Raw genomic sequence first — 26,578 nt, 5'->3', positions numbered from 1 at the left:
AAAGTTGCTGACAAAGCAGGAAAAAGCGTGGTTTTTCCTACTTTGTGGTGATCAGCCGAAAATCAATAAATTGATTTTCCTGATTTTTTATTTATCAACCTCTACTTGCTCTGGGCAGGAATGAGGTTTGTCATCCGTCTGAAGGCCGCGATGCGGCCTTTAAATAATGCGAAAGTTGTATGACGCTTAACCGCGTTTGTTGGCAGCGATTTCCGCGTGGTGTTTTTTCTCGCTCAGCATGGTCAACAGCAGCAGCAATACTGCACCGACGCTGCCGCCAATCATCACCATAAAGCCGCCGTCCCAACCGAAGTAGTCAACGGTGTAGCCGACGATGGCGCTGGCTGCGACAGAGCCACCCAGATAACCGAACAGACCGGTGAAGCCCGCCGCGGTACCGGCCGCTTTCTTCGGCGCCAGTTCCAGTGCGTGCAGACCAATCAACATTACCGGGCCGTAAATCAGGAAGCCGATGGTGATCATACAGGCCATATCGATGCCAGGGTTACCGACCGGGTTAAGCCAGTAAACCACGGTAGCGATGGTCACCAGGGTCATAAAGAACACGCCGGTGGCGCCACGGTTGCCCTTGAACACCTTGTCCGACATCCAGCCGCACAGCAGGGTGCCTGGAATACCGGCATATTCGTACAGGAAGTAGGCCCAGGAAGACTTGTCCAGCGAGAAGTGCTTCACTTCTTTCAGATAGGTCGGTGACCAGTCCAGAATGCCGTAACGCAGCAGGTAAACGAACACGTTGGCGATGGCGATGTACCACAGCAGCTTGTTCGGCAGGATGTACTGCATGAAGATTTGCTTGGCGGTCAGCTCTTCTTCCGCTTTCTCGCTGTAGTCGTCAGGGAAATCGTTTTTATATTCTTCGATCGGCGGCAGACCACAGGATTGCGGGGTATCACGCATCAGAGCGAAGGCGATCAGGGCCACCAGAATGGCGCCGAAGGCCGGCATATACAGCGCTGCGTGCCAGTCGTTGAACCAGGCCATGCCCAGCAGGAACAGCAGCGGCGGCAGACCGCCACCCACGTTATGGGCGCAGTTCCAGACAGAAACAATACCGCCGCGCTCTTTCTGCGACCACCAGTGCACCATGGTACGGCCACATGGCGGCCAGCCCATCCCCTGGAACCAACCGCACAGGAACAGCAGCACGAACATGACCGCGATGCTCGAAGTCGCCCATGGCACGAAGCCCATGAACAGCATCACCGCGGCAGCCAGGATCAGGCCGGCGGGCAGGAACACGCGAGGGTTGGAGCGGTCAGAAACCGACCCCATGATGAATTTGGAAAAACCGTAGGCGATGGAAATACCGGACAGCGCGAAACCGAGGTCACCGCGGCTGAAGCCCTGGTCGATCAGGTAAGGCATGGCCAGGGTGAAGTTCTTGCGCACCAGGTAGTAGGCGGCATAACCGAAGAAAATCCCCATAAAAATCTGCCAGCGCAATTTACGGTACAGCGGGTCGACTTTGTCGACCGGCACACGGGAAATGTGTGCTGCCGGCTTAAAAATACTCAACATGAGCGCCTCCGATGGCTTTATCTAGTTATCACATCAATATGACCAAGAACGATCATTTGAAGATTGAGCGGATATCGAATGTGGTGTTTTTTTGTTCCATAACGAGCGTCATCCTAGTCAAATCAGCCTGGTGTCGCTGTGATGAATGGCGCAATTGTTACACTTTTATGAAACACCGGCGGATTTTGAGCGATTCGTTAACGTTATGAAATAGAAAAACGCCTAAAAATCGTGATTATGATCACATTCATGGTTTTTTGTGGACATTTGATTTTCGTTTCGAGTTCGTTATTGTTCCTTATCAAACAAAGCCCCCAATGACTGTGGCTCAATAGGTGAATAACTACAGATCCTGAGAGAGTCTTATGAGCAGCCATTCATCGGATAACGAAACGGATGTGATCATCATTGGCGGTGGTGCGACCGGCGCGGGTATTGCTCGTGACTGCGCGCGCCGAGGCCTGCGTTGCATACTGCTGGAGCGTCACGATATCGCTACCGGTGCCACTGGCCGCAACCACGGTCTGCTGCACAGCGGAGCACGCTATGCAGTGACCGACGGTGAGTCGGCGCGTGAATGCATAGAAGAGAACCAAATCCTCAAGCGCATTGCGCACCACTGCATCGAGCGAACCGATGGGCTGTTTATCACGCTGCCGCAGGATTCGCTGGCCTACCAGCAACAGTTCATTGCCTCCTGCCACAGTGCCGGGATCAACGCTGAAGCGATTGACACGCAGTTGGCGTTGCGCCTGGAGCCGGCGGCCAACCCGACGCTGATTGGCGCGGTGCGGGTACCGGACGGTACTGTCGACCCTTTCCGTTTGACCGCCGCCAATATGCTCGATGCCCGCGAGCACGGTGCGCAGATCCTCACCTATCATCAGGTGGTCGGTTTACTTCGCGCAGGCGATCGCATAACCGGAGTGCGCGTTTTCGACCATCAATCTTCACAGCACTACGATATTCATGCCGAAGTGGTCGTCAACGCGGCCGGTATCTGGGGCCAGCAGATTGCGGAATATGCCGATCTGCGGATTCGCATGTTCCCGGCCAAGGGCGCGCTGCTGATCCTCGGCCATCGCATCAACAACATGGTGATCAACCGCTGCCGCAAACCGGCGGACGCCGACATTTTGGTGCCGGGCGACACCATCTCGGTGATTGGCACCACCTCCACCCATATTGACTATGACCAGATCGACAACATGCTGGTGACACCGCAGGAAGTGGACATCCTGATCCGCGAGGGGGCGCTGCTGGCGCCGGAGCTGGCGCAGACGCGTATTCTGCGCGCCTATGCCGGTGTGCGACCACTGGTAGCCAGTGACGACGACCCCAGCGGCCGCAACGTCAGCCGTGGCATCGTGCTGCTCGATCATGCCAGCCGCGACGGCCTGGAAGGCTTTATTACCATTACCGGCGGCAAGTTGATGACCTACCGGCTGATGGCGCAGTGGGCGACCGATAAAGTGTGTGAAAAGCTCAGGTTAGACACCCCTTGTACCACCGCGCAGGAAGCCTTGCCCGGCTCCCGTCAGTCGGCGGAAGAAACGGTGCGCAGCGTGGTTTCTCTGCCTGCCAGCATTCGTGGTTCGGCGGTCTATCGCCATGGCGACAGAGCCAGTCAGGTACCGGCCGGCGATCGGCTGGATAACAGCCTGGTGTGCGAATGTGAAGCGGTCACCGCCGGCGAAGTGCGTTATGCGGTGAACTCCCTCACCGTCAACAATCTGGTCGATCTCCGCCGCCGCACCCGCGTCGGCATGGGCACCTGTCAGGGGGAACTCTGCGCCTGCCGTGCCGCCGGGCTGTTGACGCGTTTTAACGTCACCACCCCGCAGCAGTCGATCGATCAGCTATCGCATTTCCTTAACGAGCGTTGGAAAGGAGTACGGCCGATCGCCTGGGGCGATGCGCTACGTGAAAGTGAGTTTACCAGCTGGGTTTACCAGGGATTGTGCGGGCTTGATGCCCGGGGGGATCAGGAGGCCGATGATGCGATTTGACGTAGTGGTGATTGGCGGCGGACTGGCAGGCATGACCTGCGCTATCAGGCTGGCGGAACAGGGTAAGCGCTGCGCAGTGGTCAGTTCAGGCCAAAGCGCGCTCTATTTTTCATCCGGCTCGCTTGATCTACTGGCGCAGTTACCTGACGGCACTCCGATAACGTCACCCTTGGCAGCAATGCCTGAGCTTGCGCTACAAGCGCCACGGCATCCTTACACGCTGATGGGGGCGGAAAGGGTGGCCGCACTGTCGGATGATGCGGCCCAGCTACTGCAACGCTGTGGTTTGAGCCTGCAGGGCAGCAGTGCACGTAATCATCTGCGGGTGACTCCGCTGGGGACGCGCCGGGCCACCTGGCTTAGTCCGCAGGCTATTCCGGTCACGCCGTTGGACGGCGAACTGCCGTGGAAAAATATCGCGGTGATCGGTATTGAAGGATTTTTGGATTTTCAGCCGCAGTTGGCTGCCAGTTCCCTGATACAGACGCTGGGCATCAAGGCTGAAGTCGCTTATATGCACTTGCCAGCGCTGGATCGGCTGCGCAACAACCCCAGCGAGTTCCGGGCGGTGAATATTGCCAGAGTGCTGGACCTGCCGGAAAACCTGACACCGATGGCGGAAGAAATGCGTCGACTGGCCGGTGATGCCGAGGCGATCTTCCTGCCCGCCTGTCTGGGGCTGGAAGATGATACCTCACTGGCCGCGTTGCAGGCGGCGCTGGGTAAACCGATTCTGCTGTTACCGACGTTGCCGCCTTCGGTTCTGGGTATGCGCCTGTATCAGGCGCTGCGTTCGCGTCTGCAGCAACTGGGCGGCGTTTTTATGCCAGGTGATAGCGTGCTGCGGGCAGATATCGAAGCCGGGCGGGTCACTGGCCTCTATACCCGCAACCACACCGATATTCCGTTGCTGGCGCAGCAGGTGGTGCTGGCCAGCGGCAGCTTCTTCAGCAACGGGCTGGTGGCGGATTTTGACGGTATACGTGAACCGGTGTTTGGGCTGGATGTCGACAGCCGTGCGGATCGCGCAGACTGGAGCGATCGCAATCTGTTTGCTCCGCAGCCCTATTTGCAATTTGGCGTACGTACCGATAACCGGCTGCGTGCCTTAAGGCAGGGGGAACCATTGAGTAACCTGTATGCCATCGGCGCCGTGACCGGTGGCTATGATCCCCTGCAGCAGGGCTGCGGTGCGGGTGTTTCGCTGATTGGGGCGCTGTACGTCGCGCAACAGATTGCGGCACAGGAGGAGCGTCCATGAGCCTGCACAAAGATAATAGCTTTGAAAACTGCATCAAATGCACCGTCTGCACCACCTATTGTCCGGTGGCCAAGGTAAATCCGCTCTATCCGGGACCAAAACAGGCGGGGCCAGACGGCGAGCGCCTGCGGCTCAAGGATCCGGCGCTGTATGATGAGGCGCTGAAGTATTGCACCAACTGCAAACGCTGTGAGGTGGCCTGCCCGTCCGACGTCAAAATCGGCGACATCATTCAGCGTGCCCGTGCCGACTTTGCCCAGAGCAAACCCACGCTGCGTGACGCTATCCTCAGCCATACCGATCTCATGGGCTCGCTGTCGACGCCGTTTGCGCCGATTGTTAATGCCGCTACCGGGCTAAAACCGGTGCGTGCGCTGCTCGACAAGGCGCTGAAAATTGACCATCGGCGTGAATTGCCAAAGTACTCGTTTGGTACCTTCCGCCGCTGGTACCGTCAGCAGGTGCAGGCCCAACAGCGTTATGCCGATCAGGTGGCGTTCTTCCACGGCTGCTTCGTCAATTACAACCATCCGCAACTGGGCAAGGATCTGATCAAGGTGTTCAATGCGATGGACATCGGCGTGCAGTTGCTCAAGCGGGAGAAATGCTGCGGCGTACCGCTGATCGCCAACGGCTTTATTGCCCAGGCAAAAAAACAGGCCAAAGTTAACGCCGAATCGCTGCACGAGACGGTACTGGAGCGGGGGATCCCGGTGGTAGCGACCTCTTCGAGCTGTACTTTTACCCTGCGTGATGAATACCCGCACCTGCTGGACGTGGACACCTCGGCGGTGCGTGAACGGGTGGAGCTGGCGACGCGCTACCTGTATCGCCTGATCAATCAAGGGCGCCAGCTGCCGCTGAAGCACACGCCGTTGCGGGTGGCTTATCATACGCCATGCCATATGGAAAAAATGGGCTGGACCGCCTATACGCTGGAGCTGTTACGGCAGATACCGGGCCTGGAACTGGTGGTGCTGGATTCGCAGTGCTGCGGTATTGCCGGCACCTATGGTTTTAAATCGGAGAACTATGAGACTTCGCAGGGCATTGGGGCGTCGCTGTTCCGCCAGATAGAGGATAGCGGGGTCGACTTGGTGGTGACTGACTGCGAAACCTGCAAATGGCAAATCGAGATGTCGACCAGCAAGCGCTGTGAACATCCGATCACCCTGCTGGCGCAGGCATTGGCTTAAGGGCGCAGCATTAAACTGCGCCTTGGCAAAGATTACTTGTTCAGTTTCAGCGTTTTGATGATGCCTTCGGCTTCGCTCTGCGCCTGCTGCTGGTTATCCGCCGGCAGCGTCACCTGAATGGTCAGCATGTTGTTGTCCAGCGTGCCGATCAGGATAGAGGAGTAGGCTTTCTCGCCGCCGCTGGTGATGATGCTGTCCAACTGACGCAGCGGCACACCGTTAACCTCGATGGCTTTGTTGGTGATCACCTGCAGGTTGGCGTCGCGCGAGCGCTGGGTATCTTCCAGACGCTTGCTCAGGGTTTCCAGGCTGTCGGCAGTCTTGTCGCCGAGGATCACGATCAGCGCGCGCTGGCCGGTACTGTCGGCGTAAACATGCATGTTGTTCGCCTGATTACCCAGCTTGCCGCTTTGGTCCGCCATGCCCGCCGGCAGGGTGAACGCCAGCTTGCCGTCCAGCAAGCTTACCTGTTGCCCGGCTGGGGCGCTGGCTGCGGCATCTCCTGCCGATGCCTTGGTGTCTTTGGTGTCGCCGTCACAGGCTGCCAGGCCGAGCACTAACAGGCTGATACCCATCAATTTTGCTACTTTACGCATTGGGCTTCCTTCTTCCTTTCAGGTAGGGGTTCTCTCACGTATCGCAACCTATTCCAGGTTGAAATGCAAGCAGATGTTGTCACAAGGTTTTTTCAAGTAATAGCCGATAATCAGCCACTTCGCCTTTCTTTTCCAGTTGAACAATCTGATAGTGCTGGCCGATGAGCATCATCAGCGGCTATGCAGGTTGTCGAATTCGGGGATTTGTTGATAAAGGCGGTGAATTTCTTCGAGGGTGGCGTGGCGGATGGTGATGGTCATGGCGGCCTCCGGGTGGGTGCAGGCCGGCAATAATAACACGGGTTAGCCTGGTTGCAGGCTGCCGTCGTCCTGGCGTGCGGCAATGCGCTTAAGTAGCATATTCAGCAGTACGCCGTACATCGGCAGGAAGAACAGCAGGCAGATCAGCACTTTGAAGCTGTAATCCACTAGCGCGATTTCAACCCAGTTGTTAGCCATAAAGGCGTCGCTGCTCTTGTAGAAGGCAATAAAGAAGAACGACAGGGTATCGCTGATGTTGCCGAGGAACATGGCGGCTGCCGGAGCCACCCACCAGGCGCTGCGCTGACGCAGGCGATTGAAAACGTGGACGTCGAGGATCTGACCGAGCACATAAGCCATAAAGCTGGCGACGGCGATACGGGCGACAAACAGATTAAAGCTGCCCAAGGCGGCAAAGCCCTGCCATTCACCCTGATAGGTCACGGTGGAGATCACGTACGAAATGAACAACGCCGGTACCATCACCGAAAGAATGATGCGTCGTGCCAGCGGAGCGCCGAAAATACGCACCGTCAGATCGGTCGCCAGGAAGATAAATGGAAAGGTAAAAGCCCCCCAGGTGGTATGAAAGCCGAAAATGGACATCGGCAACTGCACCAGGTAGTTACTGGAGGTAATGATGACAATATGGAACAGCGATAGCCAGACCAACGCGGTCAGGCGCTGCCGAGCAGTAAACGAATACATGTTGTAGCCTTTTTAATAATGGGGTGAGGGAACCCAGAATGTCTTGTCTACGCCGCGAAATAAGCGTCGCGGCCGCATGATACGCGTTTGCGCAACCAATGCAATGGTTAAATTTAACGCAAACGTTAACGCATCTTGCACAGAAAAACTACCGGCGTAAACTATGCGCTAATAAGATATGGCGAGCGTTCGCCGATCGTTTTCGACCGAGAAAAATTGCATGACTGACTTATTTGCCCAGGCCGACCAGACGCTTGATGCGCTGGGGCTGCGTTGTCCTGAACCGGTAATGATGGTGCGCAAAACCGTGCGCCATATGGATAACGGTGAAACTCTGCTGATCATCGCCGACGATCCGGCTACCACCCGCGACATTCCGGGGTTCTGCCGCTTTATGGAACATACGCTGGTGGCGCAGGAAACCGACACCGCGCCTTACCGTTATTTACTCCGCAAGGGCGTCTAAACGCGGTACGGGCGTTATCTCACCCCAGGGTAGCGATTCGGCTCCCTGGGGCATTTGATAACCTAAGCGCGCTTTTTCAGCAGCCGCAGGGCGTTGGCGGTGACCAGCGCGGTGGCGCCGGAGTCTGCCAGCACCGCCAGCCACAGTCCGGTCAGCCCCAGCAGGGTGGTGATCAGAAATATCCCTTTCAGCCCCAATGCAATGGTGATGTTCTGCCGAATATTGGCGTGTGTCGCGCGCGATATGCGGATCATTTCCGCCACGCCCACCAGCCGGTTATGGGTCAGCGCGGCGTCGGCTGTTTCCAGCGCCACGTCGGTGCCGCTGCCCATCGCGATACCGATACTGGAGGCTTTCATCGCCGGTGCATCATTGATGCCGTCGCCGATCATCGCCGTAGGGCGCAGTTCACTCAGTTCGGTGACCGCCTTCACTTTATCTTCCGGCAGCAGTCCGGCGCGGTAATCCAACCCCAGTTCAGTGGCAATCGCCGCCGCCGCACGCGGGTTGTCACCGGTTAGCATGACCCCGTTGATCCCCAGCGCTTTCAGTTCGGCGATCGCCTGTTTTGCATCGCTACGCAGCGTGTCGCGCAGCGCCAACAGGCCAATCGGGGCTCCGTCTTCCAGCACCACCACCGCCGTTTTACCGGCGTTTTCCAGCCGTTCTACCTGATGGCTGCCCTGCTCACTGAGCAGGCCTGCGGCTAGCTTGGCCGGCGCACTGATCAGTACGGTTTTGCCGTCGATCACACCCTCCACCCCAACGCCTGCCAGAGCGCGGCGGCCCTGTGCCAGTGGCAGAGGCACACCATACTGCTCGGCGCGGTTGATAATCGCTTGCGCCAGCGGGTGATGGGAACCGGCTTCTACGGCGGCGGCCAGGGTCAGCAGTTGCTGTTCGCTGATGCCGTTAAGCGGCAGCACATCGGTCACCGTCGGTTTACCTTCCGTCAGGGTACCGGTTTTATCGAAGGCGATGGTTTGCACCTGGCCCAACTGTTCCAGTGCCGCGCCGCCTTTAATCAACGCACCGCGGCGGGTGGCCGCTGCCAGCCCGGAGGTGATCGCCGCCGGGGTAGAGATCACCAGCGCACAAGGACAACCGATCAGCAGCAGGGTCAGACCGCGATAAATCCAGGTCTCCCAAGGCTCTGAATACAGCAACGGCGGCACCAGGATCACCGCGATGGCCAGCAACATGATGGCTGGGGTGTAGTAACGGCTAAAACGGTCAAGGAAGCGTTCGATCGGCGCACGGCGCTCTTCGGCTTCTTCAATCAGTTGCAAAATACGGTCGATGGCGTTTTTGCCCGGTTCGGAAACCACCTTCATCTGCGCGGCCTGATCGACCGACAAACTGCCCGCCGCGACTTTCTGGCCCTGCTGACGCTCGACCGGCACCGATTCGCCGGTCAGGGCGCTTTCGTCAAAGCTGGCAAACGGGTTGAGCAGTTCGGCATCGGCCGGCAGGCGGCCACCGGGCGCAATTTCAATCACATCGCCGGGGCGCAGGCTGGCAACCGGCACGCGTTTGCGCTCAGTTCCCTGCAGCAGCAGGGCGTCTTCCGGCACCAGCTCCATCAGCGCCTTCACGCCACGGCGTGCACGGTTGGCCGCGTAGGACTCCAGCATCTCGCCGACCATAAACAGCAGCAACACCATCGCCGCCTCGGCGGTGGCGCCGATAAACAGCGCGCCAATGGCCGCCACGCTCATCAGGGTTTCGATGGCAAACGGCGTGCCGGAGCGGATCAGGCGTACCGCCTTGGTGGCAACCGGAGCCAGACCCACCAGCGTGGTGGCGATAAAGGCAATGCGGCTCAGTTCAGGGTTGACCATGCTGAGCGCCCAACTGACGATCATCAGCGTGGTGAGCAGCAGCAGTGGGCCAAACTCGCCAAGGCGCGAGGCTTTTGGCTGGTCGGCTTGGGTGGTCTGGGTGCCGAGCAGGGTAAAACCGGCTTGTTTCACCGCGTCCTGAATACGCAGGCTGATATCGGATTGAGCGTCGACCACCAGTTTTTCCGTGGCGAACAGCACGCGAGCGTTATCGACGCCTGGGAGTGCAGTCACCGCATTTTCAATTTTTTTGGCGCAGCTTGGGCAATCCATGCCGGTGACTTTCCAGCTGTAGCGTTGGCTGCCGGAGAGAGGGGCGGCAGCCAGCCTGTCGCTTTCCTCATCCGGATCTTCATGATCGTCAGCGCTGCACTCACCGGCACCATGATCGTGCGTATGGGCATGTCCGCTATGGTCGGCGGCACTTTGTTTTTCACTGCTGCAACCGTGCTGGGTTTTGCTGTGGCTGTGGTTGCAACCGCAGCCGCCTTCCGCATGGTGATGTTCCTGATGATTATGCTTTTCATGGTTAGTCATAGCGTCCCCCTCCGGGCCGTTAATGAAGTTCATTGGGCAGACTCTACACCCTGGAGTCAACTCCAGAGTCAAGCGGCGGATGAGAATTATTGCTAACTGTGAGGCGGGAATTATCGTGGGTGGCACAAGGCCGTTAGACGAAAAAAGAAAATGGTATTCCCTGAGAAACTTAAAAGTCCCGGCGGCTAATAATAAAGAGTTATTAATCTATAACTCTTTAGCTAAATTTAACTTTTTGTCACTTTTATGCCAGCACGATCCGCTTGTTCCTGCAGGCCGCATTTTTGTTGAAGTTTGTTGCTAACTTGTGACTGTTAGGTTTCATTTAGATTGTAAGTATCGCCAAAAACCAGCATAACTCTCCTTCGTTATGAAAATATATAGCTGATTATTTTATGTTCAGTTTTGCGCGCCTGCCTATAATTGGAATCGATTACCATTTATGGCGGTAATCTTATTTGCTGATATATATGCATTAATTCTACCTAACACACTGCCGGCAACGGCGCATAAGTCCCTTCCGGTTAATCGGCGGATCATTCTCCGTGGCTGACCGGCAGGTTATGTCTATCTGTCTGATTGATAACGATCAGCTAATGAGTGGAATCGAACCAATGCAATCTACTAAAAAGGCAATTGAAGTTACTGAATCCAGCCTCGCAACTACTGGCTCCGGCTACAATGCTGTAGACGATCTGTTGCATTACCACGAGCGTGGCAACGGGATCCAGGTTAATGGCAAGGACTCATTTTCAAACGAACAAGCTGGGCTGTTTATTACCCGTGAGAACCAAACCTGGAACGGTTATAAAGTTTTTGGCCAGCCGGCTAAATTAACTTTCTCATTCCCGGATTATAAATTCTCTTCCACCAACGTCGCCGGCGATACCGGGCTGAGCAAGTTCAGCGCGGAACAGCAGCAGCAGGCCAAGCTGTCGCTGCAATCCTGGTCTGACGTAGCCAATCTTACCTTTACCGAAGTTGCCGCCGGCCAGAAGGCCAATATCACCTTCGGCAACTACAGCCAGGACCGTCCCGGTCATTATGACTACGATACCCAGGCCTATGCTTTCCTGCCGAATACCATTTATCAGGGCCAGAATCTGGGTGGCCAGACCTGGTACAACGTCAACCAGTCCAACGTTAAACATCCGGCCAGCGAAGACTATGGCCGTCAGACGTTTACCCACGAGATTGGCCATGCGCTGGGCCTGAGCCACCCTGGCGAATACAACGCCGGGGAAGGTAACCCAACCTACAATGACGTTACCTATGCCGAGGACACCCGCGAGTTCAGCCTGATGAGCTACTGGAGTGAAACCAACACCGGCGGTGATAACGGTGGGCACTACGCGGCAGCACCGTTGCTGGATGACATTGCGGCCATTCAGCATCTGTATGGCGCCAACCTGTCTACCCGCACCGGCGACACCGTGTATGGCTTCAATTCCAATACCGGCCGCGATTTCCTCAGCACCACCAGCAACTCGCAGAAAGTGATCTTTGCGGCCTGGGATGCAGGCGGTAACGACACCTTCGACTTCTCCGGTTACACCGCCAACCAGCGCATCAACCTGAACGAGAAGTCCTTCTCTGACGTGGGCGGGCTGAAAGGCAACGTGTCTATCGCGGCGGGTGTGACCATTGAGAACGCCATCGGTGGTTCGGGCAATGACGTGCTGGTTGGCAACGCAGCCAACAACGTGCTGAAGGGCGGTGCGGGCAACGACGTGCTGTTCGGTGGCGGCGGGGCGGATGAGCTGTGGGGCGGTGCCGGCAAGGATATCTTTGTCTTCTCAGCGGTCAGCGATTCCGCACCGGGCGCTTCCGACGTGATTAAGGATTTCCAGAAAGGCACCGATAAAATCGATCTGTCGTTCTTCAATCAGGGCAAATCGAGCAGCGATCAGATCCACTTCGTCGATCATTTCAGCGGCTCTGTGGGGGAAGCGTTACTGACTTATAACGCTTCCAATAATGTCAGCGATTTGGCACTGAATATCGGCGGCCATCAGGCGCCGGACTTCCTGGTGAAAATCGTGGGTCAGGTAGACGTCACCACTGATTTTATCGTGTAACAGTGAAGATAACGCCCGGCGCATTCTGGCCGGGCGTTATGCGGGAGCTGATATGAAAGGCAACTTGGCGTGTGCCGCCATAATGGCGGGAAATATAATGGTAACGGGGGCAGCTATGGCCAGCAGTTTGGTTCTTCCTTCCGCGCAGTCGCTGGCGGGTCAATGGCAAGTCGCCGATGCGCAGCAGCAATGCCAGATTGAATTTTTGGCCAGCGAACAGAGCGAAACCAACGGCTACCAATTGATTGATCGGCAAAATTGCCTGAAAAATGTGTTAACGGCTGAGGTGGTCGGCTGGCGCCCGGCACCGGATGGCATTGCTTTACTACAGGCGGACGGCAGCACGTTGGCGTTCTTTTCGCGTGATGGGGACGTATATCGCAACCAACCTGGTGCCGATGACGGTCTGACGCTCAAGGCGTTGGCTTAGTAGCAGCGGGTTCGGCAGCCGAACCCGCCCTGAGTCACTACAGGTACAGTGAACGGACAATCAGGAAATGGCCGGAGAAATAGCAGAAGGCCACCAGCGCATCGGCCGCGCGGAAGCTAAAGCGGTAGCGATTAAGCAGCCAAATGATATTGGCCAGCAACAGCAATGAGGTCCCTGCCAGCAGCGAGAAACCGAAATCGGTGCTGCGCATGAAGTACTGTTCCCCCGCCAGCCACACCATTAGCAGCGTCATCGCAACCAGGGTGGCAATCGGCCAGCGCATCTCTTCCAACCGGGTCCAGATGGTCGCCAGCAACAGCACGCCAATCACCAGCAGCGCCAGTGGCAGCGGCCAAAACAGGCTAAAGGTCATCTGGCTGGCGAAGCTCAGGGTATACAGCAGGCTCGACAGGAAAAATGCGCCGATGGCGTACAGTACGCGTTCACGCGGCAGCAGCAACAGAGCGTCGCCGATCAGCGTCGCCAACAGGCCGAGAACGATCAGATAGCCTGCCGCGCCCAGTACCGGCGCTTGCCAGGCCAACAATAACAGCAACAGCAGGGTAACCGGTTTAAATACCCAACGTTGCCAGCGAGGCCCACGGTAGGAGGCGTCGACGAACAGCCAACCGGAAAAGAATACGGCAAGGAACGGCCAACTCATATGTCTTCCTTATTCATTATGGGAGCCACAGCCTCCGGCTCCAAATTGTCACCAGTGTCACTTCCTGCTTGCAGTGTAGGCAGCAGGCCTGTAATCGACAACGCTTTCTTGCGTATGAACTGTAACCTATCTGAGGTTGCAAGAAATGGACTTTAGATTCTCCGATTGCCAGGTTAAATACGCCGCAGACTTTTATTTAGCGGTAATGCTGTTTAGACTCGACTTCAGAAAAGAAAATATCAGGGATAGCGCTTGAAACATATTTCCATGCTGGTTCGGCTGCTTGTCGTTTCAAGCGTTTATTCACTCACCGGTTGTTCATTCTCACCGGCAATACCGGTATTCGGTGCAACATTCCCCGGCTGGTTCTTTTGTTTGCTGAGCGGCGCATTCTTGTTGATCCCCTGCCATATGTTGATTGTGCGTAAAGGCTGGCAGGCGCGTTTTTCACCGCTGGTGATTAGTTACCTGGCGCTGATGTTCCTGTTTGCCGCGATCCTCTGGTTCTTACTCTTTGTTAAGTAAACATCTATGACTGATTCCCGTTCCAGTGTATTACGCAAGAAATGGCCATTGCTGGTCATCGTTCTGGCCGCTATCGTTGCGATGATCTTGTTGATATGGCAGCTACAGACTTCGCCGGAAACCAACGACGCTTATGTCTATGCGGACACCATTGACGTGGTTCCGGAAGTGAGCGGACGCATTACCGAGATGCCCATTCGGGATAATCAGCGGGTGAAAAAAGGTGACCTGCTGTTCCGTATCGATCCCCGCCCTTATCAGGCCATGCTGGACGACGCCATCGCCCGGTTGGCCACGCTGGATGCCCAGATTGGGCTGACGAATCGCACGGTCAAAGCGCAGGAGTATAACGCCCAGTCTGTTGCCGCTGCCGTAGCCCGCGCCCAGGCGTTAGTTAAACAGACCACCTCCACCCGCACTCGCCTTGAACCTCTGGTCCCTCAGGGGTTCGCTTCTCAGGAAGACCTGGATCAGGCCAGAACGGCGGAAAAAGCGGCTCGATCAGAACTGGCAACCACCCAATTGCAGGCGAAGCAGGCGGCCGCGGCGGTCACCGGGGTGGATGCGATGGTCGCGCAACGGGCAGAAGTGATGGCCCAGATTACGCTGGCTGAACTGCACCTGGAATATACCGAGGTACGGGCTCCCTTTAATGGCGTGGTCGTGGCGCTGAAGACCACCGTCGGTCAGTATGCCTCCGCTTTAAAGCCGGTATTTACCTTAATGGATGACGATCACTGGTTTGTCATCGCCAACTTCCGGGAAACCGATCTGCAAAATATTCGCGCCGGCGTACCGGCACGGATAACGGTAATGACCAATCACTCCAAAACTTTCGACGGGGTGGTGGACTCTATTGGCGCCGGTGTCCTGCCCGGAGAAGGGGGCAGCGTGATCGGCGGTTTGCCGCTAATCCAAAAGAGCATTAACTGGGTTCACGTGTCGCAACGTTTCCCGGTGAAGATCGCCATTACTCATCCGGATCGTCAGTTGTTGCGCATGGGAGCGTCCGCCAGCGCGGTTTTATTGCCCCGAACCGAGTCTGAGTAAGGGCGGCGTGTGCAGAATATCTGGCAATATCTGAGCAGAGAGTTACGCGCCACGCCTGGCAGGGGGGGTTATACCCTGCGTTTGACGCTGAGTTGTGCGGTGTTGATCACGTTGTTTATGACGCAGCAGATCCCTTTCCTGGCCGTGGCGCTGATCGTGGTTTTCTATGTCAGCCAGCAAAATGTCCTGATGATCAAACTGATCGGAATCGTGTTTTTGATCACCATCAGCGTCGCTATCGGCGGTATCCTGCTGATTTTCAAATGGACCTATGATTATCCGCTGATACGGCTGGTGGCTTCGACGCTGCTGTTTTTCTGCGCCATGTATCTGATGAGGGTGCTGGGCAAGCTGGGGCTGGCATTTTTTGTCGTCGCTCTGTCGGTGATTTATGCCCAGACATTCCCTTCCATGACCAGCGAAAGCGAAGTTCTGGTTCGGCTGTTGCTGTGGCTGTGGGTGGCGATCAATACCGCTATTTTGGTTACGCTGCTGGTCAATGCCTGTTTTTATCAGGCCTTTCCCGGCTATCAGTTCAAAGCCCTGCTGGCGCAGATGCTTCGCCAAATGTCTGCACAATGGGCCCGTTTGGGCGACAACCTCAGGCTGGAAGGGCAACCGAAGCTGCTGGATGTGGCGGCGCAATTTTCCCGTTTGCAATTGCTGCATAAGCTGGCGGGGCGTTCCAGTGCCGAAATCAGCAATGATCCGGAGAAATGGCAGTTGCTCATGGCGGCGGCCAGCCGTTGTTACCACCTGACTGCGCTGCTTCAGCAGGATGAACATGACCCGCAAATCCAACAACAAGCCCGGATACTCTCTGGCGTGCTGGCCGATTTGGCGGAACATCTCGATAGCGACGTTGTACCGGCCCAAATGGAGATGTCGGCTGCAAGCGACAGCGCAAACGTAGCCATTTTGCTGGAAATGACGCGAACCTTGACCCGTCTGGCTCAGGGCGAGGCGATCCCCTTGCGAACTGAAGGGCAGGTGAAAGAGCCTTTGCTGTTGCCGGATGCCTGGTCAAATCCGGCCTACCTGCACTTTGCCCTGAAGACCCTGCTGGCGACCCTGATCTGCTATGTGTTTTATACAGCGACAGACTGGCAGGGGATACACACCATTATGTTGAGCTGCGTTATTGTGGCCCAGCCTGGGTTGGGTGCCACTATGCAGAAGACGCTGTTGCGTATTGGCGGGGCGTTGCTGGCTACGCTGCTGGCGCTGGTATGTATCGTCTTTATTCAGCCCCATACGGATTCCCTCACCGGGTTGTTGGCGATGGCACTGCCGGTTATGGCTCTGGGAGCCTGGCTGGCAGCCGGCTCCGAAAGAATCGCCTACGCGGGTATCCAGATCGCCTTTACTTTTTCCCTGGCATTTTTCAGCTGGTTTGGGCCGTTGTATAACCTGACGGAATTACGCGATCGGGTTATCGGTATCCTGCTGGGGGTATTGGTTTCATCGATTGTCCATCTTTACCTGTGGCCAGACAGTGAGGCTCCGCAGTTAAAAGCGCAGTTGGCGCGCCTTTATCGCCAAATTGCCGACTATCTGACGGCAAAAGAGGATGAAGCTAAGATAGCGCCGCTGTTGCAGACCCTGATAAAAACTGAAACCCTGATCGGTCGGGTCTCCGCAGAGCCTTTCAATACCTACGCCCATCCTTATCCGCAAGCGAAAAGTTGGCCGATTAACGCCGCTTTTATGCAGGCTCAGGAAATTGTGCGCTTGAGTGAAGGGTATCGGCTGTACATGGCGCCAGGGGATACTTTCCTGCCCCAGTGCGCGCAGCTGTTGCGCAGCTACGCCGATAACATAGAGCAGCCTGGCGCTGCTGCAATATTGACGCAGGTGGAACAAGACAGGCCGATAAATCCTTTTTTATATCCTCTGATACAGGCGGTGCAAAGTTTGCCTGACTGGCGGCAGCCTCATCTTTCCGAGATTAAACAATGAAAATTATGATGATGGCAGGAGGTCAGCCGCGCCTCGCGCCGCTAGTGCTGAGTTTGAGCCTGCTGCTGAACGGGTGCGCGTTAATTCAGGACGATCCCGGTCAGGTGACCATAGTCAATCCGCAGCAGGCGCAGTTATCGCAGGTGATTCATTTGGCTCACAGCGGGTGGCCGGCGGCCAACTGGTGGGAGGGCTATCATGATGCTCAGCTCAATATGCTGGTCAACCGCGCATTGCAAAACTCACCGACCATGCAGGCGGCTCGCCTGCGCATTAGTCAGTCTCAATCCTCGGTCGAACTGGCTCAGGCGGCCCAGGGGCTTCAGGCCGTGGGGGTTGCGGCCCAGAATCGGGTGAGAGTAACCGATCGCAACTTTACCTGGCCCTACTCATTTTCGCTGCCCGCGGACCGCAATGGGCCCTGGTATACGCTCAATACCGTCGGCGTGGGTGCCACCCTGGATATCGATCTATGGGGGGCGGATCGCGCTCAGGTGGCTGCCGCCATCGGGGAGAAAAATGCCCGAACAGCGGAGACGGCCGGTATCGAACTGGATCTTGCCAGCAGTGTCGCACAGCTCTATTTCGCCATGCAGAGCAGCTTCCAGAAGATTGCGCTGCTCAATCAACTGGAGTCCATTGCCCGGTTATCGGTGCAGGCCCACGAAAATCGCGCCGCACGCGGGCTGGAAGATAGGGTTGATATTGCCAACGCGCAGGCTGAACTGCTGGCGGCACAACAGCAGGTGATTACCGAACAGGGGATGTTGACCCAGTATCGTGAAACGCTACGCGCCCTGATAGGGGCAGATGCGCACAATATGCCGAGTATTCATCCGGTTGACCTGCCGGTGCTGCAGGAAACCCTGCCGGCTTCCTTGTCTTTCGAACTGTTGGCCAGACGTCCGGACCTGCAAGCATTGAGCGGTTACGTGACCGCCTCTTTAAGCCGGGTCGATGCGGCCAAGGCGGCCTTTTACCCGCATTTTGATATCAAGGCCTTCTGGGGATATAACGCCTTAAGCGTGGGTGACCTGTTTAAATACTCCTTCCAGCAGATCAATATTCTGCCCGGCTTGCAGCTGCCTTTGTTCGATGGTGGCCGGCTGAACGCCAATCTGAAATCGGTCCGTACGGCCAGCAACATTCTGATAAAGCAGTATAATCAGGCAGTACTTGATGCGGTGCGTGATGTGGCCATCAGCTCGAGCCAACTCAACGATCTCAATCAGCAGGTCATGCTGCAGCAGCAGAAAGTCATCGCCGCCATGGCCACCACGGAGAGCGCAGGCGCTCATTACCAGCGCGGGCTGGCCAGCCGTTACGCTGCTGAGGAAGCCCGGCGAGCCACTATCGCGCAGCAGTTGTTGTTACTGGATATTCAGGCGCAACGGCTCAGCACCGACATTACGTTGATTAAGTCGCTGGGGGGCGATTATCGTGGCCAGCCAGCGACCAGCGATGCGGTGGCCACTGCCCAGCCGCACTAAATTCTGAACATCAGGGAGCCAAGATGAGCAAACCGCCGCTGTTTTTTATCGCCGTGATAGCACTGATCGCCGTACTGGCCACGCAGCGCTATTTCAACCAGCGCCGATCTGAGGCGGAAAACGACCGCGCGCCGGTTCGCAGCCTGCAGGTTACGGTGAGCGAGAAGCGTGAATTCCCTGCCTCAAATAACCGTTCACGCCAGCGCGAGCATATCGTCAATGAGGCAATGCGCTATGAAGTGGTGTTCCACCCGCAGCGTGGGGGAGAGGACATTACCCTGCGGCTGAAACAGCAGCAATACAACCCGATAGAGAAAGGTGCGCAGGGCATGTTGATGGTGCAGGGCACGCGTTTTGTGTCATTTACTGCTCAATCGGCGCAGCACTAAGCTATTTTCTTTTGATCGGCGGCTGCTTTTTCTGCCAGGCCAACAGTTCGAAGACGCCAAAGATGAAGATCTTGGCTTCCTGCCAGTAGCTAATCGGCTGATCTTTCGGTTGCGTGGATTTCAGCAGCACCAGTTGTAACCCGTGCATCACCACCATAAAGAACAGCGCCACGTCGATGAAGTACTTCAGCGGCTTGGGAAAAGGGTGAAACAGATTGGAGAGCAGAAAGCCCCATACGCACAGCATCAGCAGGCGACCCAGATTAATCAGCATTGTCGTTTTTCTCTTGAGAACGGATATAAAGACGGTAAGCCACCTGACCGGCGACTTTTTCACGGTGTAGCTGCCAGTTGGCCGGGACGTCGGTGGCGGCGCTTTCGGCTTCGGCTTCTACGTAGATCCAGGCTTCATCGGCCAGCCAGCCCTGTTGTTCCAGCAGCGTGACGGTTTCCGCCAGCAGCCCTTTGCGAAACGGCGGATCGAGGAACACCACGTCAAACGGTTGGGCATTTTTCGCCAGCCAGCTCAGCGCGTTGGTATTGACCACATGGCCTTTGCCTTGCAGCAGCGCCAGATTCTTTTCCAACTGCTGCGCCACCGGGCGTTCAAACTCCAACAGCGTAACGCTACCGGCATAGCGGGACAGCGCTTCCAGGCCGAGTGCGCCGCTACCGGCGAAACAGTCCAGGCAACGCGCGCCCTGGATCACCGGCGCCAGCCAGTTGAACAGGGTTTCACGGACGCGATCGGTAGTTGGACGTAGCCCAGGGCTATTGGGCACCGGCAGTTTCCGTCCGCGCCATTGGCCGCCGATAATACGGATCTGCCCGGCCGCAGCCTGAGGCGGTTTTTTTGCCGACGCCCGTGGCGATATTCTTGTCATAGGATTGGTTTATTTCTGTTTGGGGCGGTGAAGGCCGCACAAGTTAACGAAAAGTTGTCTCTATTCTACCGGTGAGACGCGTCGGGGGAAACGGTAAAACTTTGTTGCCTGATTTCACAGTGGAAAGCATACCGGATGCGTGTTGCTGGGCGAGGGAAAGTGATAGACTCGGCGGAATAATTGTCAGCATAAGCAAGCCTTCGGTACGGAGTAGAGTCATAACATGGCAAAAGATAAGAAACGCGGGTTTTTCTCCTGGCTGGGCTTCGGCCAGAAGGAAGAAGAGCAACAGCAACCTGAGACGGCGGTAGAACCGGCGGAACATCAGGCCGTGGAGACCCCGGCTGAACCGGTTGCTCCCAAGCTTGATGACCAGCTCCCCGCCCAGGAATCTGAACCTGCCGCCTCCGTAGAAACCCCAGGAGAATGGGACGGCAGCCTGACCGGCGAGCATATCGCAGAAAGCGTGCCGGTGGTGACTGAGCACCCTACAGCGGCAGAAACGCTGGCGGAAGAGATTGTTATCCTTACCGAACAGGTGGCGGCAGAGCAACAACCTGCGGTAGTAGAGGAGATCGCCGAGCCGATTGCCGAGGTTGAGCCTGAACCGGAAGTGATTGCACCTGAGCCGGTTATCGAACCTGAGCCAGAACCGGTGGCTGTGATTGAACCTGAAGTGGTCGAGCCTGAACCTGAGGTCATCGCGCCAGAGCCAGAGCCAGAGCCAGAGCCAGAGCCTGAGCCAGAACCTCTGCCGGCCAGCGTAGCGCTGGAACCGATTATCGTCGCTCCGGCCATTATTGAAGAGATTGAAGAACAACAACCTGAGCTGCTGGCCCCTGCGGTGACTCAGGAACAGGAACGCCCGACCAAAGAAGGCTTCTTTGCCCGCCTGAAGCGCAGCCTGGTGAAAACCAAGCAGAATCTGGGTTCCGGCTTTATCGGTCTGTTCCGTGGCAAGAAAATCGATGACGACTTGTTTGAAGAGCTGGAAGAACAGCTGCTGATCGCCGACGTTGGCGTGGAAACCACGCGTAAAATCATTACCTCCCTGACCCAGCATGCCAGCCGCAAGCAGTTGAAAGATGCCGAGGCGCTGTACGGCAAGCTGAAGGAGGAAATGTCCGAAATTCTGACTAAAGTTGAACAGCCGCTGGATGTTAGTGGTAAAACCCCGTATGTCATTCTGATGGTTGGGGTGAACGGCGTGGGTAAAACCACCACCATCGGTAAGCTGGCTCGCCAGTTCCAGGCGGAAGGCAAATCGGTGATGCTGGCTGCGGGGGATACCTTCCGTGCGGCGGCGGTAGAGCAGTTGCAGGTGTGGGGCGAACGTAACCGTATTCCGGTAATAGCGCAGCAAACTGGCGCTGACTCCGCCTCGGTGATTTTCGATGCGGTGCAGGCCGCCAAGGCGCGCGGTATTGACGTATTGCTGGCAGATACGGCAGGGCGTCTGCAGAACAAAGCGCACCTGATGGAAGAGCTGAAGAAGATCGTCCGCGTCATGAAAAAACTGGACGACCAGGCCCCCCATGAGGTTATGCTGACTCTTGATGCCAGCACCGGACAAAATGCGGTCAGCCAGGCGAAATTATTTAATGAAGCCGTAGGCTTAACCGGTATCACACTGACTAAACTGGACGGTACCGCCAAGGGCGGGGTGATCTTCGCCATTGCCGATCAGTTCGCTATCCCGATTCGCTATATCGGCGTTGGGGAAGGCATCGAAGATTTGCGGCCGTTTAAGGCTGACGATTTTATTGAGGCACTTTTTGCCCGAGAGGATTAATACGGATGATTCGCTTTGAACAGGTCAGTAAAGCTTATCTGGGCGGACGGCAGGCACTGCAGGGGGTAGATTTTCATCTGCGCCCGGCAGAGATGGCGTTTCTGACCGGCCATTCCGGCGCGGGTAAAAGTACCCTGCTGAAACTGATTTGTGGCATTGAACGGCCGAGCGCCGGCCATATCTGGTTTGGTGGCCACGACATCAGTCGCCTGAGAAACAGTGAGGTGCCGTTCCTGCGTCGTCAGATCGGCATGATTTTCCAGGATCACCATCTGCTGCTGGATCGTACGGTGTATGACAACGTGGCGATGCCGCTGATCATCGCAGGTGCAAGTACCGAAGACATCCGCCGCCGCGTTTCCGCCGCGCTGGACAAGGTCGGGCTGCTGGATAAGGCGAAAAACTTCCCAATCCAGCTTTCCGGTGGTGAGCAGCAGCGCGTGGGTATTGCCCGTGCGGTGGTGAACAAACCGGCGGTGCTGTTGGCGGATGAGCCAACAGGTAACCTGGATGATGCGCTGTCGGAAGGCATTCTGCGTCTGTTTGAAGAATTTAACCGTGTTGGCGTGACCGTGCTGATGGCCACCCATGACACCGGGCTGATTGCCCGTCGCAATTACCGCACTCTGCGCCTGAGCCAGGGTCGTATGGCTGGAGGAGCGCATCATGGCGAATAACGCAAAAACCGCCAAGAGCAAAGCGCTGCGCGGCGGCTGGCGTGAACAATGGCGTTATGCCTGGATGAATGCCATCAAGGACATGCTGCGCCAGCCGTTGGCAACGCTGTTGACGGTGATGGTGATTGCAATCTCCCTGACGCTGCCGAGCGTGTGTTACATCGTCTGGAAAAACGTCAGTACCGCGGCGACCCAGTGGTACCCAACGCCACAGTTGACGGTTTATCTGGATAAATCCCTCGATGACGACGCGGCGGTGAAAGTGCTCGACGTCATCAAGGCGGAAGCCGGCGTCGAGAAAGTGAATTACCTGTCGCGTGAAGAGGCCCGGGGCGAATTCCGCAACTGGTCCGGCTTTGGCGGCGCACTGGATATGCTGGAAGAGAACCCATTGCCGGCGGTAGCTATTATCACGCCGAAAATGAGTTTCCAAAGTTCCGACACCCTCAATACCCTGCGCGATCGCGTAGCCGCGGTACAGGGCGTGGATGAAGTAAGAATGGACGATAGCTGGTTTGCCCGCCTGGCGGCGCTGACCGGGTTGGTGGGCCAGGTAGCTGCGATGATCGGCGTGCTGATGATTGTGGCGGTCTTCCTGGTGATCGGCAACAGCGTACGGCTGAGCATCTTCAGCCGCCGTGACACCATCAACGTGATGAAGCTGATCGGTGCGACCGACGGCTTTATCCTGCGGCCTTTCCTGAATGGCGGGGCGATGCTGGGCTTCTTTGGCGCATTGCTGTCGTTGCTGTTATCCGGCGGGATGGTGTGGCGTCTGGAGTCGGTGGTCACCGGCGTAGCCAAGGTGTTTGGCACCACCTTTACCCTGCACGGTCTGGGTTGGGACGAAGCCTTGTTGCTGCTGATTGTCTCCGCGATGATCGGCTGGATCGCCGCCTGGCTGGCGACGGTGCAACATTTACGTCGATTTACACCACAATAAAGTTTTTTTGGTATACTCTTCTCCTGCTGCTCCGAGCGTGTTGTGGGAGAAGAGCTACCGGCACCAACCCAAGCCTCAATCAGTCTCTTCTTTGCGCACAAATTCCCTATCGGCCCAAGTCTTCGTCACGTATTGTCATGCACAATATGATCGAAAAACTGTGAACCAATGGGGCGGAACACGGTCAAAATCTGCAGCAAAATGTTATGGTGCCCGGCGTGTGGACCGCTTTTGCAATAGCAACTGCCGTAGAATCAATTATTTCCCCGCCGTGATAAATCACCTGCATGACCTGTTTTTTCAAGAGAGGGTTTGAATGACCAAAGAAATGCAAACTTTAGCTTTAGTGCCCCAGGGCAGTTTGGAAGCCTATATCCGGGCCGCCAACACCTATCCGATGCTGACGGCAGAGGAAGAGCGGGAGCTGGCTGAACGGCTGCATTATCAGGGCGATCTGGAAGCCGCTAAGCAGCTGATCCTGTCTCACCTGCGCTTTGTCGCTCATATTGCCCGCAATTACTCTGGTTACGGCCTGCCGCAGGCGGATCTGATCCAGGAAGGTAATATCGGCTTGATGAAAGCTGTTCGCCGCTTCAACCCAGAGGTTGGGGTGCGCCTGGTTTCCTTTGCGGTGCACTGGATCAAGGCAGAAATTCACGAGTACGTACTGCGTAACTGGCGTATCGTCAAAGTTGCTACCACCAAGGCACAGCGCAAGCTGTTCTTTAACCTGCGTAAAACCAAGCAGCGTCTGGGCTGGTTCAATCAGGATGAGGTGGAGTTGGTGGCCCGTGAATTGGGCGTAACCAGCAAGGACGTACGCGAGATGGAATCCCGCATGGCGGCACAGGATATGACTTTCGATCCAACGCCGGATGACGACGCCCGTGAAGGCCAGTCGATGGCACCGGTGCTGTACCTGCAGGATAAAAGCTCTGACTTTGCCGAAGGTATCGAAGAAGATAACTGGGAAAGCAACGCCGCAGACAAACTGGCCTACGCGATGGAAGGCCTGGACGAGCGTAGCCAGCATATTATTCGTGCCCGTTGGCTGGACGACGATAATAAGTCCACGCTGCAAGAGCTGGCCGATCAGTATGGCGTTTCTGCTGAGCGTGTCCGCCAGTTGGAAAAGAATGCCATGAAGAAACTGAAAATGGCGATCGAAGCCTAATCCCGCGTAAGCGTTAAAAAGCCCGGCACTGAACTGACCGGGCTTTTTTGTGCCTGAAATTCGGCGCTATGGCGTAACGGCAGCGAAGTCTGGCGCCGGGCAGCTATAGCCAAACTTGTTGGCCCAGGGATAACGAGACCCGGTGTTGATATAACGCTGATACAGTGCCTGACCGGTTTTTGCATCACGTTTGATCACCCAACCGGCAGCATTACACAGCACGGCGGCATAGGCCTGGCTTTTTGGCGGCAGCAAATCGGCAGCCTGCTGGGCCAGGGTGACGGCCTGCCAACGATAGTGCAGGAAGCGATTGTCCTGTGGCGGTAGCGCTGCTTTGGCCCGTGCCGCCTCCGCGCCGCTGATCCAACTCTTATGTTTGAGTTCGCGGGTATCAAATGCATCCCCCAGATAGGAATAACCTGCGTCATAAATCGCGTAATCCGGCGTCATCTCGTAACCGGTGAAGGTTAGCCCTTGTGTGCGCAGTAGCGTGGCCGCCTGATAATAGGCCTTGGCGCGAACCAGTTTGTCGGCGGTTTTGTCCTGTGCCGTCCTCAGCGTATCGGCGTACTGCTGCGCTACCTGGCGATAGTTAGGGATGTCGAAATAGCCCATGGCCTCTTGAGGACGTCCGGCGCGCATCAGTCGCCGCGCCAGCAGCTCGCGCAGCTGCACCTCCGGCGTCAGTGGCTGACCGCTGTACTCGTCCGGATTGACCGGTTTCAGCGGCGTGGTCGGCGCTGGCGCATGCTTATCGACAAAGCCTTTCAGCTCGTCGACGGTCAGCACCCGTTCGGCCACGTCGGCGACGTCAGCCCAATAAATATCTTTACCGCGATACAGGAAATTCATTGCCTGTAGATAGTCACCTCGATCCAACGCCAGGATCGCCTGCTCACCGGCTACCCGACACTCGGGCACCATGGTTTCCTGCACAAAGTCGGCATTGCGCTGCTCGCCCCAGCTTTCACTGGATGGGAAAGCGGCCGCCGCTTTGGCGTAGTTTGCGGTAGCGGCTTTAACATCACCGTCACGCAGCGCCATCTTGGCGCGTAGCCACCAGGCCAGGCCACTGTCACCGGCGTGTTTCAGCAGGCTTGCCGCCATCGGATATTGCCCGGCGCGGTAAGCCAAGGCTGCCAACCGGTCGCTGCCGCTGAAGCCGCTTTTCACCGAGGCGTCCAACAGCGTCAGAATTTGGCTGACGATCTGCGTTGAGCGGCTGCTGGTGCCGTCGGTGTAGGCCATTTGCAGATTACTGCTGCGGGCGAACAATTCAATGGTCACCAATTGCTGGATCAGCGGATCGGTAATCGCCTGTTTTAGCGTATCGAAGTGGTCAGGATTGACCAGGTAACTGGAGACGTACTGCAGCGACAGTCCGCCGTCTTGATCCCCCTGCGCCGCCTGTTGGGCATACAGCCGCGCCGCTTGGGTCACGTCATTGAGCCAAAGATGGATACGTGCCTGCTGGCCGAGACTGCTCAGCGCCAGTTGATCCGGATCGGCCGTGCCGCTTTTCACTCGCTCAATCACCTGCTGGAAAGCCGCCAGCGCTTGCTCCAGCTGTGGTTTTGCCGGGTGTTTGACCGTCGTAGCCGGTTCGCCGCTCTCGTTCTCGGGCGTGCCGCGATCGCCCATCAGCAGTCGGCCGAGTGAGTATTGCGCTCGCAGCCCCCAATCGCCCTGCTCTGCAGTGGGTAGCGCCAATACCTGCTGGAAGTATTCGCCGGCACGTGGATCCTGGCCGGCAAAGGCCACTGCACCCAGTTGGTACAGGCGAGCGGCGTTAGACAACCCTTGAGTATTGACCGCATCGGCTTCTTCAACCGTTTTGGCGGCGCGCATTTTGCCGATGATGATGGTTTCCGGCGACTGCGGCATCGGTTTCGGCGGCATAGGTGGCGGTGGCGCTTTCCATAACGGCAGCTGTTTGTCCACCGCAACCAGGCGCCCGGCCTCAAAGGCAAAGTTACCTTCCGGCATGTACAGCAGCGTGCCATTGCGATCGACCAGCAACCGGTTAGGGAAATCCGGCCCGCAGGCGTAGCCGTTAATCGGCATCGCCAACGCTGAGGCGATCAGGGCCGCCAGTGGAAGAGTGCG

General features: G+C 56.7%; 24 protein-coding genes and 1 pseudogene. 15 read left to right on the top strand and 10 right to left on the bottom strand.

All coding sequences use genetic code 11. From position 1 onward, the window contains the following. Positions 1-186 precede the first annotated feature (186 nt). Positions 187-1,542 (bottom strand): glycerol-3-phosphate transporter, encoded by a 1,356-nt coding sequence (gene glpT, locus FCL49_RS18725; protein WP_174354694.1) that lies wholly within the window; start codon positions 1,540-1,542, stop codon positions 187-189. 365 nt (positions 1,543-1,907) lie between these two features. On the opposite strand from glpT, the gene glpA reads away from it, so the two are divergent. The 3 genes from glpA to glpC are packed head-to-tail and all read left to right on the top strand — an operon-like array spanning position 1,908 to position 6,008. Further along, the gene (gene glpA / locus FCL49_RS18720; protein ID WP_174354693.1) at positions 1,908-3,551 is read left to right on the top strand and encodes an anaerobic glycerol-3-phosphate dehydrogenase subunit A; all 1,644 of its coding nucleotides are present in this window, start codon (positions 1,908-1,910) and stop codon (positions 3,549-3,551) included. Continuing rightward, positions 3,541-4,812, top strand: a complete 1,272-nt coding sequence (gene glpB, locus FCL49_RS18715; RefSeq protein ID WP_174354845.1) for a glycerol-3-phosphate dehydrogenase subunit GlpB — start codon at positions 3,541-3,543, stop codon at positions 4,810-4,812. The genes glpA and glpB overlap by 11 nt, the downstream gene beginning before the upstream one ends. Then, on the top strand, positions 4,809-6,008 hold the full coding sequence (gene glpC / locus FCL49_RS18710; RefSeq protein WP_174354692.1) for an anaerobic glycerol-3-phosphate dehydrogenase subunit GlpC: 1,200 nt from the start codon (positions 4,809-4,811) through the stop codon (positions 6,006-6,008). Before glpB ends, glpC begins: the two co-directional genes overlap by 4 nt. 32 nt (positions 6,009-6,040) lie before the next feature. On the opposite strand, the gene FCL49_RS18705 is transcribed toward glpC, so the two are convergent. The 4 genes and pseudogenes from FCL49_RS18705 to FCL49_RS18700 form a co-directional block, all read right to left on the bottom strand. Continuing rightward, on the bottom strand, positions 6,041-6,604 hold the full coding sequence (locus FCL49_RS18705) for a DcrB family lipoprotein (protein ID WP_174354691.1): 564 nt from the start codon (positions 6,602-6,604) through the stop codon (positions 6,041-6,043). A 79-nt stretch (positions 6,605-6,683) separates the two neighbouring features. Next, positions 6,684-6,779, bottom strand: a pseudogene (locus FCL49_RS24865) (GNAT family N-acetyltransferase); the annotation flags it as partial. Next, the gene (locus tag FCL49_RS24860) at positions 6,776-6,904 is read right to left on the bottom strand and encodes a hypothetical protein (RefSeq protein ID WP_302479879.1); all 129 of its coding nucleotides are present in this window, start codon (positions 6,902-6,904) and stop codon (positions 6,776-6,778) included. The pseudogene FCL49_RS24865 and the gene FCL49_RS24860, both read right to left, overlap by 4 nt. Positions 6,905-6,907: 3 nt before the next feature. Next, entirely contained in the window at positions 6,908-7,573 is a 666-nt protein-coding gene (locus FCL49_RS18700) for a 7-cyano-7-deazaguanine/7-aminomethyl-7-deazaguanine transporter (RefSeq protein WP_174354690.1), read from the bottom strand. Positions 7,574-7,793: 220 nt separating this feature from the next. On the opposite strand from FCL49_RS18700, the gene tusA reads away from it, so the two are divergent. Next, the gene (gene tusA, locus FCL49_RS18695) at positions 7,794-8,039 is read left to right on the top strand and encodes a sulfurtransferase TusA (protein WP_012004676.1); all 246 of its coding nucleotides are present in this window, start codon (positions 7,794-7,796) and stop codon (positions 8,037-8,039) included. 62 nt (positions 8,040-8,101) lie between these two features. On the opposite strand, the gene FCL49_RS18690 is transcribed toward tusA, so the two are convergent. Further along, positions 8,102-10,417 (bottom strand): zinc/cadmium/mercury/lead-transporting ATPase, encoded by a 2,316-nt coding sequence (locus tag FCL49_RS18690; protein WP_174354689.1) that lies wholly within the window; start codon positions 10,415-10,417, stop codon positions 8,102-8,104. A gap of 614 nt (positions 10,418-11,031) precedes the next feature. Here FCL49_RS18690 and FCL49_RS18685 point away from each other — a divergent pair. Continuing rightward, complete coding sequence (locus tag FCL49_RS18685) at positions 11,032-12,495, top strand: serralysin family metalloprotease (protein WP_174354688.1); 1,464 nt, start codon at positions 11,032-11,034, stop codon at positions 12,493-12,495. Positions 12,496-12,547: 52 nt separating this feature from the next. Further along, positions 12,548-12,925, top strand: coding sequence for an AprI/Inh family metalloprotease inhibitor (locus FCL49_RS18680; protein WP_174354687.1), 378 nt, complete (start codon positions 12,548-12,550; stop codon positions 12,923-12,925). Between the two features lie 37 nt (positions 12,926-12,962). Here the strand turns inward: FCL49_RS18680 and FCL49_RS18675 are convergent, their stop codons facing one another. Further along, positions 12,963-13,589, bottom strand: a complete 627-nt coding sequence (locus FCL49_RS18675) for a lysoplasmalogenase (RefSeq protein WP_174354686.1) — start codon at positions 13,587-13,589, stop codon at positions 12,963-12,965. Positions 13,590-13,856: 267 nt separating this feature from the next. Between FCL49_RS18675 and FCL49_RS18670 the strand changes: the two genes are divergently transcribed. Genes FCL49_RS18670 through FCL49_RS18650 form a run of 5 tightly spaced genes read left to right on the top strand, consistent with a single transcriptional unit; the run spans position 13,857 to position 19,002 of the window. Continuing rightward, positions 13,857-14,114 (top strand): YtcA family lipoprotein, encoded by a 258-nt coding sequence (locus FCL49_RS18670; RefSeq protein WP_174354844.1) that lies wholly within the window; start codon positions 13,857-13,859, stop codon positions 14,112-14,114. A gap of 6 nt (positions 14,115-14,120) precedes the next feature. Continuing rightward, positions 14,121-15,164, top strand: coding sequence for a multidrug transporter subunit MdtN (gene mdtN, locus FCL49_RS18665; RefSeq protein ID WP_135314702.1), 1,044 nt, complete (start codon positions 14,121-14,123; stop codon positions 15,162-15,164). Between the two features lie 9 nt (positions 15,165-15,173). Beyond that, a complete protein-coding gene (locus FCL49_RS18660) occupies positions 15,174-17,123 on the top strand; it encodes an FUSC family protein (RefSeq protein WP_174354685.1) in 1,950 nt (649 codons plus the stop codon). A gap of 5 nt (positions 17,124-17,128) precedes the next feature. Then, positions 17,129-18,613 (top strand): MdtP family multidrug efflux transporter outer membrane subunit, encoded by a 1,485-nt coding sequence (locus tag FCL49_RS18655; RefSeq protein WP_174354684.1) that lies wholly within the window; start codon positions 17,129-17,131, stop codon positions 18,611-18,613. Between the two features lie 23 nt (positions 18,614-18,636). After that, the gene (locus FCL49_RS18650) at positions 18,637-19,002 is read left to right on the top strand and encodes a DUF2500 domain-containing protein (protein ID WP_174354683.1); all 366 of its coding nucleotides are present in this window, start codon (positions 18,637-18,639) and stop codon (positions 19,000-19,002) included. A 1-nt stretch (position 19,003) separates the two neighbouring features. Here the strand turns inward: FCL49_RS18650 and FCL49_RS18645 are convergent, their stop codons facing one another. Both FCL49_RS18645 and rsmD read right to left on the bottom strand, forming a co-directional pair. Beyond that, a complete protein-coding gene (locus FCL49_RS18645) occupies positions 19,004-19,276 on the bottom strand; it encodes a DUF1145 family protein (RefSeq protein WP_006317223.1) in 273 nt (90 codons plus the stop codon). Continuing rightward, the gene (rsmD, locus tag FCL49_RS18640; protein WP_174354682.1) at positions 19,266-19,886 is read right to left on the bottom strand and encodes a 16S rRNA (guanine(966)-N(2))-methyltransferase; all 621 of its coding nucleotides are present in this window, start codon (positions 19,884-19,886) and stop codon (positions 19,266-19,268) included. Before rsmD ends, FCL49_RS18645 begins: the two co-directional genes overlap by 11 nt. 223 nt (positions 19,887-20,109) lie before the next feature. On the opposite strand from rsmD, the gene ftsY reads away from it, so the two are divergent. From ftsY to rpoH, 4 genes are all read left to right on the top strand, one after another. Further along, positions 20,110-21,678 (top strand): signal recognition particle-docking protein FtsY, encoded by a 1,569-nt coding sequence (ftsY, locus tag FCL49_RS18635; protein WP_174354681.1) that lies wholly within the window; start codon positions 20,110-20,112, stop codon positions 21,676-21,678. 5 nt (positions 21,679-21,683) lie between these two features. After that, positions 21,684-22,355, top strand: coding sequence for a cell division ATP-binding protein FtsE (gene ftsE, locus FCL49_RS18630; RefSeq protein WP_012004692.1), 672 nt, complete (start codon positions 21,684-21,686; stop codon positions 22,353-22,355). Next, positions 22,345-23,298 (top strand): permease-like cell division protein FtsX, encoded by a 954-nt coding sequence (gene ftsX, locus FCL49_RS18625; RefSeq protein ID WP_135314708.1) that lies wholly within the window; start codon positions 22,345-22,347, stop codon positions 23,296-23,298. Before ftsE ends, ftsX begins: the two co-directional genes overlap by 11 nt. Positions 23,299-23,614: 316 nt before the next feature. Next, positions 23,615-24,472, top strand: a complete 858-nt coding sequence (gene rpoH / locus FCL49_RS18620) for an RNA polymerase sigma factor RpoH (RefSeq protein WP_012004694.1) — start codon at positions 23,615-23,617, stop codon at positions 24,470-24,472. Positions 24,473-24,538: 66 nt separating this feature from the next. Here rpoH and FCL49_RS18615 read toward each other — a convergent pair whose 3' ends face one another. Continuing rightward, the gene (locus FCL49_RS18615; RefSeq protein ID WP_254611114.1) at positions 24,539-26,536 is read right to left on the bottom strand and encodes a hypothetical protein; all 1,998 of its coding nucleotides are present in this window, start codon (positions 26,534-26,536) and stop codon (positions 24,539-24,541) included. Positions 26,537-26,578 lie beyond the last annotated feature (42 nt).

This window comes from Serratia proteamaculans (genome assembly GCF_013337185.1).
GTDB lineage: Bacteria > Pseudomonadota > Gammaproteobacteria > Enterobacterales > Enterobacteriaceae > Serratia > Serratia proteamaculans_D.
Note: the sequence above shows the minus strand (reverse complement) of the source record. Positions and strands in the feature narration are given on the sequence as shown.

Excerpts from the sequence above, each read along its gene's own strand:
- glpT (WP_174354694.1), bottom strand. The coding sequence starts at position 1,542 with ATGTTGAGTATTTTTAAGCCGGCAGCACACATTTCCCGTGTGCCGGTC.
- glpA (WP_174354693.1), top strand. The coding sequence starts at position 1,908 with ATGAGCAGCCATTCATCGGATAACGAAACGGATGTGATCATCATTGGC.
- glpB (WP_174354845.1), top strand. The coding sequence starts at position 3,541 with ATGCGATTTGACGTAGTGGTGATTGGCGGCGGACTGGCAGGCATGACC.
- glpC (WP_174354692.1), top strand. The coding sequence starts at position 4,809 with ATGAGCCTGCACAAAGATAATAGCTTTGAAAACTGCATCAAATGCACC.
- FCL49_RS18705 (WP_174354691.1), bottom strand. The coding sequence starts at position 6,604 with ATGCGTAAAGTAGCAAAATTGATGGGTATCAGCCTGTTAGTGCTCGGC.
- FCL49_RS18700 (WP_174354690.1), bottom strand. The coding sequence starts at position 7,573 with ATGTATTCGTTTACTGCTCGGCAGCGCCTGACCGCGTTGGTCTGGCTA.
- tusA (WP_012004676.1), top strand. The coding sequence starts at position 7,794 with ATGACTGACTTATTTGCCCAGGCCGACCAGACGCTTGATGCGCTGGGG.
- FCL49_RS18690 (WP_174354689.1), bottom strand. The coding sequence starts at position 10,417 with ATGACTAACCATGAAAAGCATAATCATCAGGAACATCACCATGCGGAA.
- FCL49_RS18685 (WP_174354688.1), top strand. The coding sequence starts at position 11,032 with ATGCAATCTACTAAAAAGGCAATTGAAGTTACTGAATCCAGCCTCGCA.
- FCL49_RS18680 (WP_174354687.1), top strand. The coding sequence starts at position 12,548 with ATGAAAGGCAACTTGGCGTGTGCCGCCATAATGGCGGGAAATATAATG.
- FCL49_RS18675 (WP_174354686.1), bottom strand. The coding sequence starts at position 13,589 with ATGAGTTGGCCGTTCCTTGCCGTATTCTTTTCCGGTTGGCTGTTCGTC.
- FCL49_RS18670 (WP_174354844.1), top strand. The coding sequence starts at position 13,857 with ATGCTGGTTCGGCTGCTTGTCGTTTCAAGCGTTTATTCACTCACCGGT.
- mdtN (WP_135314702.1), top strand. The coding sequence starts at position 14,121 with ATGACTGATTCCCGTTCCAGTGTATTACGCAAGAAATGGCCATTGCTG.
- FCL49_RS18655 (WP_174354684.1), top strand. The coding sequence starts at position 17,129 with ATGATGATGGCAGGAGGTCAGCCGCGCCTCGCGCCGCTAGTGCTGAGT.
- FCL49_RS18650 (WP_174354683.1), top strand. The coding sequence starts at position 18,637 with ATGAGCAAACCGCCGCTGTTTTTTATCGCCGTGATAGCACTGATCGCC.
- FCL49_RS18645 (WP_006317223.1), bottom strand. The coding sequence starts at position 19,276 with ATGCTGATTAATCTGGGTCGCCTGCTGATGCTGTGCGTATGGGGCTTT.
- rsmD (WP_174354682.1), bottom strand. The coding sequence starts at position 19,886 with ATGACAAGAATATCGCCACGGGCGTCGGCAAAAAAACCGCCTCAGGCT.
- ftsY (WP_174354681.1), top strand. The coding sequence starts at position 20,110 with ATGGCAAAAGATAAGAAACGCGGGTTTTTCTCCTGGCTGGGCTTCGGC.
- ftsE (WP_012004692.1), top strand. The coding sequence starts at position 21,684 with ATGATTCGCTTTGAACAGGTCAGTAAAGCTTATCTGGGCGGACGGCAG.
- ftsX (WP_135314708.1), top strand. The coding sequence starts at position 22,345 with ATGGCGAATAACGCAAAAACCGCCAAGAGCAAAGCGCTGCGCGGCGGC.
- rpoH (WP_012004694.1), top strand. The coding sequence starts at position 23,615 with ATGACCAAAGAAATGCAAACTTTAGCTTTAGTGCCCCAGGGCAGTTTG.
- FCL49_RS18615 (WP_254611114.1), bottom strand. The coding sequence starts at position 26,536 with ATGCCGATTAACGGCTACGCCTGCGGGCCGGATTTCCCTAACCGGTTG.